At 58.7% G+C, this 15,233-nt stretch carries 11 protein-coding genes; 8 read left to right on the forward strand and 3 right to left on the reverse strand.

What is annotated here, in order from left to right:
• Positions 1–54: 54 nt before the first annotated feature.
• Positions 55–1,371, forward strand: coding sequence for a lytic murein transglycosylase (locus tag ACXAH8_RS10980; RefSeq protein WP_475218329.1), 1,317 nt, complete (start codon positions 55–57; stop codon positions 1,369–1,371).
• A 70-nt stretch (positions 1,372–1,441) separates the two neighbouring features.
• Here the strand turns inward: ACXAH8_RS10980 and ACXAH8_RS10985 are convergent, their stop codons facing one another.
• Both ACXAH8_RS10985 and ACXAH8_RS10990 read right to left on the reverse strand, forming a co-directional pair.
• Positions 1,442–2,839, reverse strand: a complete 1,398-nt coding sequence (locus tag ACXAH8_RS10985) for an aspartate aminotransferase family protein (protein ID WP_475218331.1) — start codon at positions 2,837–2,839, stop codon at positions 1,442–1,444.
• Positions 2,840–2,914: 75 nt separating this feature from the next.
• Entirely contained in the window at positions 2,915–3,598 is a 684-nt protein-coding gene (locus ACXAH8_RS10990) for a GntR family transcriptional regulator (RefSeq protein WP_475218334.1), read from the reverse strand.
• Between the two features lie 142 nt (positions 3,599–3,740).
• Between ACXAH8_RS10990 and ACXAH8_RS10995 the strand changes: the two genes are divergently transcribed.
• The 7 genes from ACXAH8_RS10995 to ACXAH8_RS11025 all read left to right on the forward strand — a co-directional run bounded on the left by ACXAH8_RS10995 (position 3,741) and on the right by ACXAH8_RS11025 (position 12,291).
• Positions 3,741–4,826, forward strand: a complete 1,086-nt coding sequence (locus tag ACXAH8_RS10995; RefSeq protein WP_170375682.1) for a polyamine ABC transporter substrate-binding protein — start codon at positions 3,741–3,743, stop codon at positions 4,824–4,826.
• Between the two features lie 67 nt (positions 4,827–4,893).
• Positions 4,894–6,021, forward strand: coding sequence for an ABC transporter ATP-binding protein (locus ACXAH8_RS11000; protein ID WP_170375680.1), 1,128 nt, complete (start codon positions 4,894–4,896; stop codon positions 6,019–6,021).
• Positions 6,021–6,911: an ABC transporter permease subunit gene (locus tag ACXAH8_RS11005; RefSeq protein ID WP_170376046.1), complete on the forward strand. Its 891-nt coding sequence runs from the start codon at positions 6,021–6,023 to the stop codon at positions 6,909–6,911. Before ACXAH8_RS11000 ends, ACXAH8_RS11005 begins: the two co-directional genes overlap by 1 nt.
• Positions 6,908–7,726 carry an ABC transporter permease gene (locus ACXAH8_RS11010; RefSeq protein WP_170375678.1) on the forward strand — a complete coding sequence of 273 codons (819 nt, stop codon included), beginning with the start codon at positions 6,908–6,910 and terminating at the stop codon, positions 7,724–7,726. The genes ACXAH8_RS11005 and ACXAH8_RS11010 overlap by 4 nt, the downstream gene beginning before the upstream one ends.
• On the forward strand, positions 7,723–9,024 hold the full coding sequence (locus tag ACXAH8_RS11015) for an NAD(P)/FAD-dependent oxidoreductase (RefSeq protein WP_475218338.1): 1,302 nt from the start codon (positions 7,723–7,725) through the stop codon (positions 9,022–9,024). Before ACXAH8_RS11010 ends, ACXAH8_RS11015 begins: the two co-directional genes overlap by 4 nt.
• Positions 9,025–9,129: 105 nt before the next feature.
• Entirely contained in the window at positions 9,130–10,230 is a 1,101-nt protein-coding gene (gene mtnA / locus ACXAH8_RS11020) for an S-methyl-5-thioribose-1-phosphate isomerase (protein WP_475218340.1), read from the forward strand.
• A gap of 27 nt (positions 10,231–10,257) precedes the next feature.
• Positions 10,258–12,291: a bifunctional aldolase/short-chain dehydrogenase gene (locus tag ACXAH8_RS11025; protein ID WP_475218342.1), complete on the forward strand. Its 2,034-nt coding sequence runs from the start codon at positions 10,258–10,260 to the stop codon at positions 12,289–12,291.
• Between the two features lie 72 nt (positions 12,292–12,363).
• Here the strand turns inward: ACXAH8_RS11025 and ACXAH8_RS11030 are convergent, their stop codons facing one another.
• Positions 12,364–15,153 (reverse strand): bifunctional aconitate hydratase 2/2-methylisocitrate dehydratase, encoded by a 2,790-nt coding sequence (locus ACXAH8_RS11030; protein WP_475218344.1) that lies wholly within the window; start codon positions 15,151–15,153, stop codon positions 12,364–12,366.
• Positions 15,154–15,233 lie beyond the last annotated feature (80 nt).

Raw genomic sequence — 15,233 nt, forward strand, 5'->3', positions numbered from 1 at the left:
AAACCGCCCGTTTTGCGCTATTCTGCGCCAGAGCAGTAATCAGGAAAAAACGGAATGCGTAAATGCATAGGCGGCGTCATGACCGCCGCATTGTGGGCATCCATGATGCAGGCAGGTTTAGCAGAAACTTCAAAAAGGTCAGAAAATCGACTTTTGGACAATACGATACAACTGGCTTCGGCGGATGTGGTGATTTCCCTCCGGCCGGTGCCGCGACCCTCGGCTGAGGCCGTTCGGGTGTCGGTAGAAGGCAATGCCCGCTTTCAGGCATGGCTCGGCGCGTTTCAGCGGCGGGCGGTGGCGCAGGGGATCACTCAGCAGACATTGGATCAGGCACTGGCCGGGCTGAGCTACGATCAAAAGGTCATCAAGCGGGATCGCAATCAGGCCGAGTTTTCAAAGCCGATCTGGGAGTATCTGGACGCGGCCGTCTCGGATACGCGCGTCGCGAATGGTCGCGCGGGTTTGGAGCGCCATCGGAAAGTTCTGCGGCAGATCGAGGCGCAATATGGCGTCGAGAAAGAGGTCGTAACTGCTATTTGGGGCCTTGAGACTTCCTTTGGCTCCTATCGTGGCAGCAATCAGACGATCCGCTCACTGGCGACATTGGCCTTTGATGCCCGTCGCGCTTCGTTTTTCGAGACCCAGTTGATTGCCGCTTTGCGGATCATTCAGGCCGGGGATGTAAGTGCGGGTCGCATGGTCGGCAGCTGGGCTGGCGCCATGGGGCATACGCAATTCATGCCGACCTCGTATCTGGATCACGCGGTTGATTTCGATGGCGACGGACGGCGTGATATCTGGTCTGATGATCCGACGGATGCGCTGGCCTCAGCCGCCGCTTACTTGGCCCGGCATGGATGGACCAAGGGGCAGCCTTGGGGTGTCGAGGTGCGGCTGCCCGAGGGGTTCGACTATGCGACGGCCAAGCGGGATCACACTCTGATGCCGTCTGACTGGGCGGCACGTGGTGTGGTCGGGCTTGATGGCAAACCGGTGCGCGATCATGGCCGGGCGGCGATCTTGCTGCCTGCGGGCGGGCAGGGCGTAGCGCTGATGATCTTTGACAATTTCCGCGTGATCGAGGCGTATAACGGTGCGGATGCCTATGTGATCGGAATCGGTCACCTGTCGGATCGTCTGAGCGGGGATGCTCCGTTTCAGGCCAGTTGGCCGCGTGGTGACCGGGTGTTGAGTTTTACCGAAAAAAAGGAATTGCAGACGCGGTTGACGCAGGCCGGGTTTGATACTCAGGGCATAGATGGCCGCACTGGACCGAATACGGTGAATGCGGTGCGGGCCTATCAGCTGGCACAAGGACTGCTGCCAGATGGCTATGCGTCTATTCGTTTGCTTGAGCGGTTGAGGTAGAGAGGGGGGGCTCTGCCCCCGCCGCCTATCGGCGTCCCCCCCGGATATTTTCAGCCAGATGAAGGGCGGATCAGGAGGCCGCCTTCATCAGGCCCTGTGCGATGATCTCGGCTTGTGCTTCGTCCAGGGATTTGTGGATGCGCACGAACATCTCGTCGATATCCGCCGTCGTCAGGATCAGAGGCGGAGAGATGATCATCCGGTCGCCCACATGCCGCATGATCAGGTTGTTGGCAAAGCAGCGGTCGCGGCAGATATAGCCCACCGTGCCGGGGGCCGAGGCGAATTTTGCGCGGCTGGCTTTGTCAGGAGTCAGCGCGATCGACGCCATCATGCCGACGATCTTGGCCTCGCCCACCAGCGGGTGATCGGCCAGCGCCTCCCATTTCTGTTTCAGGTAAGGGGCGGCGACGTCGCGGACATGCTCGACGATCTTTTCCTCTTCGAGGATGCGCAGGTTTTCCAGCGCAACAGCCGCTGCGACCGGGTGGCCGGAATAGGTGTAGCCATGGTTAAACTCCGTGCCGCCGATCACCTCGGCGATTTCGTCGTTGACGATTGACCCGCCGATGGGCGCATAGCCCGAGCTGAGGCCCTTGGCGATAGTCATGATATGAGGCTTGATGCCAACGGTCTGCGATCCGAACCAGTTGCCGGTGCGGCCAAAGCCACAGATCACTTCATCGGCGATCAGCAGGATATCGTATTTGTCGCAGATGCGCTGGATTTCGGGCCAGTAGGTATCGGGCGCGACGATCACGCCGCCTGCGCCCTGAACAGGCTCGGCGATGAAGGCCGCGACCCGGTCTTCGCCCAGTTCCAGAATGGCTTCTTCTAGTTCTCGCGCACGGGCGAGGCCGAACTCTTCGGGCGTCATGTCACCGCCTTCGGCCCACCAGTTGGGTTGATTGATATGGTGGATGTTCGGGATCGGAATACCGCCCTGTGCGTGCATTCCGGCCATTCCGCCCAACGAAGCGGAGCCCACTGACGAGCCATGATATGCATTGTGCCGGCTGATGATGATGTTCTTGTCGGGCTGGCCTTTTTCGGCCCAATAGGTGCGCACCAAGCGGATGTTGGTGTCGTTCGCCTCGGACCCGCCAGCGGCGAAGAATACGTGGTTCAGATCGCCCGGCGCAAGCTCGGCCAGTTTGTTGGCCAGTGCAATTGCGGGCACGTGGGTCGTTTTGAAGAAGGTGTTGTAGTAGGGAAGCTCGCGCATTTGGCGGGCGGCGGCGTCGGCCAGCTCATCGCGCCCGTAGCCGATATTCACGCACCACAGGCCGGCCATCGCGTCCAGGATCTGTTCGCCTTCGCTGTCTGTCAGATAGACGCCTTTGGCGCGGGTGATGACGCGCGCGCCTTCTTTCCCCAACGCTCCGTTGGCGGAGAACGGGTGCATGTGGTGGGCGGCATCCAGCGCTTGCAATTCGGCGGTGGGCATGTGGTTTGTGATCGTGGACATCCGAAAGACTCCTGCAACGGTGGTTGCGAGTCACAATATGATCAAATTATTTCCTGTCAATCGAATCGGTGTTTTCTAGATGTCCGAGGCGGCTTCGATCATCAGTTCCATGCCTTGCTCGATATCCTGAGCGGTCGCTTTCGCCACCTTTTCCGCATCTCCGGCGCGTAGCCCTGTGATGATGTCCTTATGGCGATCAGGCAGGCTCTGAGTGCCGAAGCGGCCGCAGACCACACGCAAGGATGGCCCGAATCGAAGCCACAGACGCTCGGCCAGATCGCTCAGAACGGGCGCATCGGCATGCGAATATAGCGTTTCGTGGAATCTGTGGTTGAGATGCAGGTAGCCGTGAACGTCACCATCCGCGATCATCTGGTCCAATTGCTGGTCGATAGATTCCAGTTGATCAACGTCGCTGGCGGACATTTTGGCGGTGGATCGTCTCGAAAGCTCTGATTCTATGGCAATTCTGGCGAAGATCACCTGCTCAACATCACCGCTGGACAACAAGGGTACACTGACCCGGCGATTGCCCTGAAACACCAATGCACCGTCCGAGATCAGACGTCGAATCGCCTCGCGCACGGGGGTCATGCCGACGCCGAGCGAATCAGTCAGGCCCTGAATGGTGACGGGCTGACCTGGAACCAGCTCGCCGAACATGATCATGGATTTAAGGGTGTGGTAGACCTGTTCGTGCGCGGGCCGTTTCCCGGCGTCAATATTGGGCTTAGGTGCCTTATTTTTGATCAAATCCAATTGGTTTGCCTTGTCTCGATGGGTGCCGACTTGCCGGGCTGTTGACCTTTTGGAACCATAGTTCACAAAGTCGAAAAACGCAAAACTTGATCAAATCCAAAAAAACGGGACAATACCCACCATAATCGCAGGGAGAACAAAAATGATGTTCAAGACGCTGACACTGACAGCGGTTCTCGCATTGGGGACTTCGGCGGCCTTCGCCGAAGAGGTGCGAGTCTATAACTGGTCGGACTATATCGACGAGGAGCTTCTAACGAAGTTCGAGGAAGAGACAGGGCTGACCCTGATCTACGACGTGTTCGACAGCAACGAATTGCTGGAGACCAAGATGCTGGCCGGTGGCTCTGGCTATGATGTCGTGGTGCCCTCGGGTACATTCCTTCAGCGCCAGATTCAGGCCGGAGCGTTCCGGGAACTGGATACAGCTCAGCTGTCCAATGCTGGCAACCTTTGGGATGTCATCCAGGAGCGTACTGCCGGATACGACCCGAACAATGCTTATTCGATCAACTACATGTGGGGCACCACTGGCATTGGTGTGAATGTCGGCAAGGTGAAAGAAGCGCTGGGGGATGACGTGGCGCTGAACAGCATGGATTTGGTGCTGAAGCCCGAAAACATGGAGAAACTGGCCGAGTGCGGAGTGCATTTCCTGGATGCCCCCGCTGAAATGATCCCGATGACGTTGCAATATCTGGGTGAGGACCCGGATAGCCATGACCCTGACGTCATCAAGAAGGTCGAGGAAGTTCTGACCGGCGTGCGCCCCTATATCCAGAAGTTCCACAGCTCGGAATACATCAACGCGCTGGCCAATGGCGATATCTGCGTTGCAGTTGGTTGGTCGGGTGACATTCTGCAGGCCCGTGACCGTGCGGCCGAGGCCGACAACGGCGTTGAGATCGAATACCACCCCTTCGCCGAAGGCTCGCTTATGTGGTTCGACCAGATGGCTATTCCGGCGGACGCTCCGAACCCGGAAGGCGCGCATAAGTTCCTGAACTTCATCCTTGATGCCAACAACATGGCGGCGGCGTCGAACTATGTGTACTACGCAAACGGCAACAAGGCCTCGCAAGAGTTCCTTGAGGAAGACGTGATCGGTGATCCGGCGATCTATCCGGATGATGCGACGATGCAGAACCTCTACATCACGACGCCTTACCCGGCAAAAACACAGCGGGTTGTGACCCGTATGTGGACCAAGATCAAATCGGGCACCTGATCCGATTTCGCGCAAGGCGGCGGGGATCGCCTTGCGCCCACTTCCAGATTGTCGAACGGGGGCCGTTTTGAACTCTGACGTCTTTGCGCCGTGGGATGACCCGCAGGCGAAACCCTTGATCCAATTCCAGAATGTCACCAAACGGTTTGGAGATTTCACGGCCATAGACAATCTGTCTCTGGACATTTTCGAGAAAGAGTTCTTTGCCCTGCTCGGTCCGTCGGGTTGCGGCAAGACCACGATGATGCGGATGCTGGCGGGATTCGAAACGCCGACAGAGGGGCACATCATTCTGGGCGGTCAGGACATTGACCCGATCCCGCCCAACAAACGCGCAGTGAACATGATGTTCCAGTCCTACGCGCTGTTTCCGCATCTCAGCATCTGGGAAAACATCGCCTTCGGTCTGCGTCGGGACAACATGCCCAAGCATGACCTTGAGGACCGGGTGGAAGAGATGCTGCGCCTGACACGGCTCGAGCAATTTGCACGCCGAAAGCCACATCAGATCTCGGGCGGTCAACGGCAACGGGTCGCGCTTGCGCGGTCGCTGGCGAAGGCGCCTAAGCTGTTGCTGTTGGACGAACCTCTGGGTGCGTTGGACAAGAAACTGCGGCAGGATACGCAGTTCGAACTGATGGATATTCAAGAGAAGACCGGCACGACCTTTGTGATCGTCACCCACGATCAGGAGGAAGCCATGACCGTTGCCAGCCGCGTGGCGGTAATGGATCAAGGTCGCTTGATGCAGGTCGCCACGCCCGATCGCATCTATGAAAACCCGAACTCGGTCTATGTCGCTGACTTTATCGGCGACGTAAACATCATCGAAGGCCACGCCACCGCGAATGGTGAGGAAACCTATCGGATCGACTGGGCCGAAGGGCAGGCTCCGCTGACGGCAACCTCGGCGAACGGCTTCTCGGAGGGTCAGGCCTGCCATCTGGCGATCCGGCCCGAGAAGGTGACGATCTCAACCGACCGCCCTGCCGAGGCAATCAATGCCGTGCAGGGCAAGGTGTTGGATATCGCTTATCTGGGCAACCTCTCGACCTATCATGTCGAGCTGCCGAACGGAACGATCATCAAGGCGCAAACGGCCAATACTCGCCGCATCTCGCGTCGGTCATTCACATGGGAAGACCCGGTCTGGCTGTCCTGGACAGCGACGGCTGCGGTCCTGTTGGCGAGCTGATGCGCCGCGCGCTGCTGATCGCAGTTCCTTATGTCTGGCTGTTGGCTCTGTTTTTGGTGCCGTTTTTCATTGTCCTAAAAATCTCACTTTCGGACACGGAACTGGCGATTCCGCCCTACACGCCGACGTTGGACCTGTCGCAGGGTTGGGCCGGGATCAAGGATTTCTTCAGCCAGCTGGATTTTGAGAATTTCGTCTGGCTGACCGAGGATGACCTGTATTGGAAGGCCTACCTCTCCAGCCTGAAGATCGCTGTGATCTCAACCTTTCTGACGTTGCTGGTGGGATACCCAATAGCTTATGGGATGGCGCGCGCGCCGGCCGAATGGCGACCGACGCTGATGATGCTGGTGATCCTGCCGTTCTGGACCTCATTTCTGATCCGCGTTTACGCTTGGATGGGTATCCTGTCGAACGAAGGTTATCTGAACCAGCTTCTGCTATGGACGGGTATCATCTCGACTCCACTGACGATTCTGAACACCAATACGGCTGTCTATATCGGGATCGTCTACACCTATCTGCCGTTCATGATCCTGCCGATCTATTCGTCGTTGGAGCGCATGGATGAGTCACTGATCGAAGCCGCCGAGGATCTGGGGTGTTCGCGCCTCCAGGCCTTCTGGCTGGTAACGATCCCTTTGTCGCGCCCCGGCATCATTGCGGGCTGTTTCCTTGTGATGATCCCGGTGATCGGTGAGTTTGTGATCCCCTCACTTCTCGGCGGCTCGGGCACCCTGATGATCGGTAAGGTCCTGTGGGAGGAGTTCTTCTCAAACCGTGACTGGCCGGTGGCAAGCGCGGTGGCGGTGGTTCTGCTGCTGATCCTCGTGGTGCCGATTGTGCTGTTCCAGCGCAACCAGCAGAAACAGGCGGAGGCCGAGAAATGAACAGATTAAGCTGGTTCAACACGGTTTCCCTGACGCTGGGGTTCGCGTTCTTGTACATCCCGATGATTATCCTGATCATCTTCAGTTTCAACGAAAGCAAACTGGTCACTGTCTGGGCGGGGTTCTCGACCAAATGGTACGGAGAGCTGGCCCAGAACGAAGCGTTTCTGGACGCGGCATGGGTGACGATCCGGGTGGCGGTGTTCTCATCGACATTGGCGACCATTCTGGGCACCGCCGCGGCCTATGTCTTGGTACGCGGAGGGCGCTTCTTTGGCCGCACCCTGTTCTCGGGAATGATCTACGCGCCGCTGGTCATGCCCGAGGTCATCACAGGTCTGTCCCTGTTGCTGCTCTTCATCGGCATCGGGTTGGACCGGGGGATCCTGACCATCGTTCTGGCCCATACGACATTTTCGATGTGCTTTGTGTCGGTCGTTGTCTCCTCGCGTCTTGTGACCTTTGACCAGTCGCTGGAAGAGGCCGCCTTGGACCTTGGCTGCTCGCCCGCGCAAGCGTTTCGTCTGGTGACCCTGCCGATCATCGCACCGGCGGTGATCTCAGGCTGGCTGCTGGCGTTTACTCTGTCTCTGGATGATCTGGTGATCGCGTCCTTTACTTCGGGTCCGTCTGCCACGACCTTGCCGATCAAGATTTTCTCGGCCGTGCGGCTTGGTGTCAGCCCTGAGATTAACGCGCTGTCGACCCTCATGATCGCGGTTGTGACTATCGGTGTCATCACCGCCTCATTGGTGACCAAACGCGCCATGATGCGGCAAAAGCAGGATGAGATGGCCGCCGTGCGCGCCGAATGAAACGGATATTTCCAGACTACACCTATGGTGATGGGCCAAGGCAGGGGTGCTGGTGGGACGAAACTATCGCCGCCCCCGACTGGCCTGAACAGCAGGGTGATTTGCAGGTTGATGTTGCCATCATCGGCGGCGGCTTCACCGGAGCTTCGGCCGCACTGCACCTGGCGGATGCCGCCGTGTCCGTCGCAGTGTGTGAAGCTGAAACACCCGGTTGGGGAGCTTCGGGACGCAATGGTGGGTTCTGCTGTCTGGGGGGATCAAAACTCAGCTACAAGGCCATGTGCCGTCGCTATGGTGAGGCTTCGGCGCAAGCCTATTCCGAGGCTGAAAGCGACTCGGTGCAACTCGTCGCAAGCCTTCTGGACCGCTACGGAATCGAAGTGGATCGGCATTCAAAAGGTGAGACGCAACTGGCCCATTCCCGCCGCGCGATGGAGACGCTGAGGCGCAAGGCCGAAGATCACGGCATACTGCATGAAGCTGCTGATCTGCCCGGTCTAGGCCTGAACGGGCCATTTCACGGAGGATACACGACACCTGTCGGCTTCGGCCTCAATCCCCGGAAATACCTTTTTGGCCTAACCCAAGTCGCGCAGGCGCAAGGCGCAATGTTTTTTCAGAACAGCCCCGTTCTGAGCATTGAGAAGACCGCGTCAGCCTTTGCTGTACAAACACCAAAAGGCCAAATCCGAGCCGACAAGGTATTGGTCTGCACCAATGGGTACTCCAGCGAAGATATCCCGTCCTGGATGTCGGCTCGTTACATGCCTGCCCAATCCACGGTGCTTGTCACCCGTCCTCTGACACAGGTCGAGAAGGAGGCGCAGGGTTGGACCTCGGATCAGATGTCCTACGATACGCGCAATCTCTTGCACTATTTCCGCCTGATGCCGGACGGTCGGTTCCTGTTTGGCATGCGGGGCGGGCTGCTGTCCTCACCCAAATCCGAGGCAGCGATCCGCACGCAGGTGCAGTGCGACTTCAAGCGTATGTTCCCGGCGTGGGCCGAGGTAGACGTCACTCATATCTGGTCGGGCATGGTGTGCATGTCGCGCGATCTGGTGCCTTTTGTTGGGCCTGTTGCGGGACAGGCAGGGATGTTTGCGGGCTTTGCCTATCATGGCAACGGGGTCGCCATGGGCACCTATAGCGGCCGTGCCCTAGCGCGGTTGGCGCTGGGTCAGACCAGCGGATTGCCAAATGTCATGTCCGAGACAGCCCGACGCTTTCCTTTGGGCCGGTGGCGGCGCGCCCTTATGCCGCCCGCCTATGCCGCTATGGGACTGGCCGATCTGTAATCCGCTGCTAAAAGCCGTGCGGAAACAACCCATCGGCGCTTGAGGCCTGCGTGAAAATACTGGAACGTGTGGCAGACCCCATGAAACCCGACCGGAGGGCAGAAGATGAAAATTGGCGGTGTTCACTACCACTCGATCTGGCGCGACGCTGAAAGCGGCGAAGTCAGGATCATCGACCAACGCTGGCTGCCGCATGATTTCCGGATCGCCACCTTGTCCTCGTTGGCCGAGTTTGAGGCCGCGATCCGCGAGATGTGGGTCCGTGGTGCGCCTCTTATAGGTGCGACCGCTGCCTATGGGATGGCGGAGGCGATTTCTCGTGACCCGTCTGATCAGAGTTTTGAACATTCAGCCTCGGTGCTGAACGCGACCCGGCCAACGGCGGTGAACCTGAACTGGGCGTTGCAGCGCTGCCGGGAGGCCTTGCTGCCCCTGCCAATTGATCAACGCGCCGCCGCGGCCTGGGCGCTGGCGGATGATATCTGCGAAGAGGATATCGAGATCAATCGCCGGATCGGAGAACATGGGCTTGCTTTGATCCGCGACATCGCCGCCCGCAAACCCTCGGGTGAGCCGGTGCGATTGTTGACCCATTGCAATGCCGGGTGGCTGGCCACCGTGGATTGGGGCACTGCGACCAGCCCAATGTATCAGGCGCATAACGCTGGTTTGCCGATCCATGTCTGGGTCGATGAAACACGACCCCGGAACCAGGGGGCCTTGACTGCGTGGGAGCTGGGCGAACATGGAATCAGCCATCAATACATCGTCGACAATGCAGGCGGTCACCTGATGCAGCATGGTCTGGTCGATCTGGTGATCACCGGGACCGATCGGACCACCTCGACCGGCGATGTCTGCAACAAGATCGGCACCTATCTGAAGGCCCTGGCCGCACGTGACAACAACGTGCCGTTTTATGTGGCCTTGCCCTCACCCACCATCGATTGGACGCTGCGGGACGGGGTCGCCGAAATCCCGATCGAGGACCGACCGGACCGCGAAATCTCGCATGTGTTTGGCATGACAAAGGACGGTATTGGAGAGGTCTGTGTCGTCCCCGATGGTTCGGCTGTGGGCAACCCGGCCTTTGATGTTACGCCGAACCGTCTGGTCACCGGCTTGATCACCGAACGGGGCGTCTGCGAAGCCAGCGCCGATGGTCTGGCAGCCATGTTCCCCGAAAAGGTTGGCCAAGCCGCCTGAGCGCAGAACGACAAGGATACAAAAAACATGATCGAAAACATGTACAAGGCGCAGGCCGCCGCAGACTGGCGTGCGGCTGCCGGGGCCGATCCGGCGGATCAGGAATTGGCAGAGCGGGTCTACACTTCGCGCCTCATCGGTCAGAACCCGGATCTGCTGATGCATGGCGGGGGTAATACCTCGGTCAAGCTAGAGCGCTCCGATCTGTTCGGCGAGATGCGGCCGGTTCTGCACGTCAAGGGCTCGGGCTGGGATCTGGACTCGATCGAAGCGCCCGGACTGCCCGGTGTCTGGCAAGAGCCGCTTTTGAAGCTGCGCGCGCTCGACAAGCTGTCGGATGAGGACATGGTGAACTATCAGCGCTCAAGCCTGCTGAATTCGGCCTCGCCCAACCCGTCAGTGGAAACGCTGTTGCATGCTTTCCTGCCGCATAAATACGTCGATCACACCCACGCTACGCCGTTTCTGATTCTGGCTGACCTGCCCAATGCTGAAGAGGTCTGTCGCGAGATTTTCGGCGACCGGCTGGGGATCGTGCCTTACATCATGCCCGGTTTTAGCCTCGCGAAAGCAGCGGCGGATGTGTACGACGCCAACCCTGATGTTGAAGGGCTGCTGCTCCTTAAACATGGTCATTTCGCCTTTGGCGCCACCGCGCAGGAAAGCTATGATAAGATCGTTCAGCATACCAATGAGGTCGCGGACTATCTCGGCCTGACCGAACTGACGCCAATTGGTGAACGTCTGCCTGCCAACGGGCTGGACATGTTGCCCGTCTTGCGTGGCGTGATCGCTGAGGTCACTGCGGATCAGGACAGTGCGATGCCTGTCTTTGATCTGAGAAATGGCCCCGCGACACATGCGTTTATGGCGCGCGGCGATGTGGACGCGCTGGCGACTCGCGGCATGGCCTCACCGGATCACGTGCTGCGTACCAAGGGCTGGCCGCTGGTGCTGAAACAGGCGGACCTAACCGACCGAGAGAGCATCAAGGCCAAGGTCGAAGCCTTCGCTGTGGATTACCGCGCCTATTTCGACCGTCAGGCCCCTCAGGCCGCGGAACCCAAGACCATGCTGACCCCTGATCCCAAACATGCGTGGATCGAAGGGATCGGTGTGCTGGGGATTGGGGTGAACGCTAGGGCGGCCTCAGCCTCGGCTGATCTTGCTGAACAGAACATCCGCGTGCGCGCTGTCGCAGAAGATGCGGGCGGGTTCTACCCGATTGGCGAAAAGGACATGTTCGATTGCGAATATTGGTCGTTGGAGCAAGCAAAGCTGGGCAAAGGCACCCCTCCGCCGTTTCAGGGCCAGGTCGTCATGGTGACCGGCGGGGCAGGCGCGATTGGTCTGGCAACCGCCAAAGCCTTTGCCGACAAGGGCGCGAATATCGTTCTGGTGGATCGGGATCAGGAGGCGCTGGATGCGGCCCTATCCCAGTTGGGTCGCTGGCATGCGGCCTGCGCGCTCGACATCACGCAAGCTAACGCTGCCGATACCGCGATAACCGATGCGGTCGCGGCCTTTGGTGGGCTGGATATTCTCGTGTCGAATGCGGGCACAGCCACTGGCGGCGCTCTGATCGAGCTTGAGGATGAAGCCTTCCGCGCGGCTTTCGAGTTGAACTTTTTCGCGCATAAGGCCTTTGCCACCGCCGCTGCCAAGTTGATGCAGCATCAGGGGCGTGGTGGGCAAATCCTGTTCAATATCTCCAAACAGGCGGTCAATCCCGGTCGCAATCTAGGCGCCTATGGAACCCCCAAAGCCGCTACGATGTTCCTGATGCGGCAACTGGCGCTGGAACTGGCGGGGGCTGGTATTCGGGTCAACGGGGTCAATGCCGACAAGATCAGATCAGGCCTGCTGACGGATGCGTTCATCAAGGAACGCGCCGCCGCGCGAGGTGTCAGCGAAGAGGTCTATATGGGCGGCAACCTTCTGGGCCGTGAGGTCGAGGCGCATCATGTCGCCGAAGGGTTCGTCAATCTGGCCTTGATGGAGCGTACGACCGGTCACGTCATCACGGTCGATGGTGGCAATACCGAGGCCGAACTGCGCTAGCTTCGCCCCCTGAAAACACTTGCGCGCGACCGATGAACGGCCGCGCGCATGAAAAACTTGTCAAATGCGGCGTTAGAAATGCGCCGATTGAGTGGCCGGGTTTTTCGCAACCGGCGGGGCGAACTTGGTCAGGTCGATCCCTTCAACCGAGGCCTTGTATTCCTCGATCGTGGGCGTCCGGCCCAGAATGGCCGACAGGACAACAACCGGGGTTGAGGCCAGCAGCGATTCACCCTTCTTGTCCGGCGCATCTGCCACGACGCGGCCTTGGAACAGGCGGGTCGAGGTGGCCAGAACCGTGTCGCCCTTGGCGGCCTTTTCCTGGTTGCCCATGCACAGGTTACAGCCGGGACGTTCGAGATACAGGATGTTCTCGTACTCGGTCCGCGCCTTATCCTTCGGGAACAGGTCGTCGAATTCGAAGCCCGAGTATTTCTCAAGCACTTCCCAGTCGCCTTCTTCCTTCAACTCGTCGATGATGTTGTAAGTCGGGGCTGCCACGACCAGCGGGGCCTGAAACTCGACCTTACCGGTTTCCTTTTCAAGGTTCTTCAGCATCTGAGCCACGATCTTGATGTCGCCCTTATGCACCATACAGGACCCGACAAAGCCCAGATCCACATGCTTTTCGGCATTGTAGTACGAGATCGGGCGGATCGTGTCGTGGGTATAGCGTTTCGAGACGTCGGCGTTGTTGACATCCGGGTCGGCGATCATCGGTTCAACGATCTGGTCCAGATCGACGACAACCTCGGCGAAATATTTTGCGTTGTCATCGGGGCGCAGCGCTGGCTTTTCGCCCGACTTGATTTCGGAAATGCGCGCATCGGCGATGTTGATCAGCTTTTGCAGCATGCCGTTCTCATGCTCCATGCCTTTGTCGATCATGATTTGGATGCGCGACTTGGCCAGTTCCAGCGAACCGATCAGGGTCTCGTCATTCGAGATACAGACCGAGGCCTTGGCCTTCATCTCGGCAGTCCAGTCGGTGAAAGTGAAGGCCTGGTCGGCCAGCAGCGTGCCGATATGAACCTCGATCACGCGGCCCTGGAACACGTTGTCGCCATGCTGTTCCAGCATCTGCGCCTGGGTGGCATGTACGACATCGCGGAAATCCATATGCTCGGCCATCTTGCCCTTAAAGGTCACCTTGACCGATTCAGGGATCGGCATTGAGGCCTCACCCGTGGCCAGCGCCAAAGCAACAGTGCCCGAGTCGGCCCCGAAGGCCACGCCTTTGGACATACGAGTGTGGCTGTCGCCGCCGATGATGACCGACCAGTCATCCACGGTGATGTCGTTCAACACCTTGTGGATCACGTCGGTCATCGAATGGTAGACGCCCTTCGGGTCACGCCCGGTAACGAGGCCGAAGTCATTCATGAACTTCATCAGGCGGGGGGTGTTGGCTTGCGCCTTCGCATCCCACACAGAGGCCGTGTGACAGCCGGACTGATACGCCCCATCGACGATGGGTGAGACAACAGTTGCCGCCATCGACTCAAGCTCTTGCATGGTCATCAGGCCGGTTGTGTCCTGTGAGCCGACAATGTTGACCTTGACGCGCACGTCCGATCCGGCATGCAGGGTCTTGCCGGGTGTGGTCCCAACGGCGTTCTTGTTGAAGATCTTTTCAACCGCTGTCAGGCCCTGGCCCTCGTGGCTGATTTCTTTCGACGGCGCAAAGACCAGCGGCGCTTCGACACCCAGTGCCTCTGCCGCGAATGTCTGCAATTTCTTACCGAAGACGATGGCGTAGGAACCGCCTGCCTTCATGAACTCGACCTTTTGCGGCGTGAAGGACGAGTTAACGTCGACCAGCTCTTCCCCATCTTCGCTCAGCAGTTTGTGGTCTTTGGTGTTGATTTTCAGAACCGTGCCAGTGGCGACCGAGTACTTTTCTTCCAGGATCGGGTTGCCGTCATTGTTGAGGATCGCGTTGCCATCCTCATCTACCTTTTTGACCCAGTTCTTCAGGTCCAGTCCGATGCCGCCGGTCACGCCGACGGTGGTCAGGAAGATCGGCGAAATGCCGTTGGTGCCTGCAACGATAGGGGCGTAGTTGACGAAGGGCACATAGGGGCTGGCTTGTTTGCCGGTCCACAGGGCCACGTTGTTCACACCCGACATACGGGACGATCCCACACCCATGGTGCCTTTTTCAGCGATCAGCATGACGCGCTTGCCGGGATGCTTCAGCTTCAGCGCTTCGATCTCTTGTTGCGCGGTCTCGGAGATAAGGCATTTACCGTGCAATTCGCGGTCCGCGCGCGAGTGTGCCTGATTGCCGGGCGACAGCAGGTCGGTCGAGATGTCACCCTCGGCGGCGACATAAGTGACGACTTCGATCTCTTCGTCGATGTCAGGCAGTTTGGTGAAGAACTCGGCCTTGGCGTAGCTTTCAAGGATGTCTTTCGCGACGGCATTGCCAGCATCGAGCGCAGCTTTCAGCCGGTCGGTATCCGCGTCATACAGGAAGACCTGAGTCTTCAGCACCTCAGCCGCCTTGCCCGCAATCGCTACATCGTCACCCAAAGCCAGATCCAGCAGAACCTTGACCGAGGGGCCGCCTTTCATGTGCGATAGCAGGTCGAACGCGAAATCCTGCGAGATTTCTTCGACATCGGCCTGACCCAGAATGATCTCTTTCAGAAACGCCGCCTTCTCACCCGCGGCGCTGGTTGTGCCGGGCAGGGTGTTGTAGATGAAGAAATGCAGCGAGTCCGCGCGATGTTCGTTCTGAGGGTCGCGGATCTGGTCAATGATCTCTTTTGTCAGGGCACCGTCATCGACGGGTTTGGGGTTCAACCCCTGCTCTTTGCGTGTTTCGATCTCGGCAAGGTAATCAGTATACAGGCTCATGGCTATCCCGACGTATTGGCGTTAGAAGGTGCTTGAGGTCCCGGTCTCAGACATGGATCTGACGCCCGGACATGCTCTTT

The sequence above is a fragment of the Ruegeria sp. ABV3_008 genome (genome assembly GCF_056161185.1).

Coding starts and splice junctions, on each gene's coding strand:
- ACXAH8_RS11030 (WP_475218344.1), bottom strand. CDS start 15,153: ATGAGCCTGTATACTGATTACCTTGCCGAGATCGAAACACGCAAAGAG.
- mtnA (WP_475218340.1), top strand. CDS start 9,130: ATGAAAATTGGCGGTGTTCACTACCACTCGATCTGGCGCGACGCTGAA.
- ACXAH8_RS10995 (WP_170375682.1), top strand. CDS start 3,741: ATGATGTTCAAGACGCTGACACTGACAGCGGTTCTCGCATTGGGGACT.
- ACXAH8_RS11025 (WP_475218342.1), top strand. CDS start 10,258: ATGATCGAAAACATGTACAAGGCGCAGGCCGCCGCAGACTGGCGTGCG.
- ACXAH8_RS10980 (WP_475218329.1), top strand. CDS start 55: ATGCGTAAATGCATAGGCGGCGTCATGACCGCCGCATTGTGGGCATCC.
- ACXAH8_RS11015 (WP_475218338.1), top strand. CDS start 7,723: ATGAAACGGATATTTCCAGACTACACCTATGGTGATGGGCCAAGGCAG.
- ACXAH8_RS11005 (WP_170376046.1), top strand. CDS start 6,021: ATGCGCCGCGCGCTGCTGATCGCAGTTCCTTATGTCTGGCTGTTGGCT.
- ACXAH8_RS11010 (WP_170375678.1), top strand. CDS start 6,908: ATGAACAGATTAAGCTGGTTCAACACGGTTTCCCTGACGCTGGGGTTC.
- ACXAH8_RS10985 (WP_475218331.1), bottom strand. CDS start 2,839: ATGTCCACGATCACAAACCACATGCCCACCGCCGAATTGCAAGCGCTG.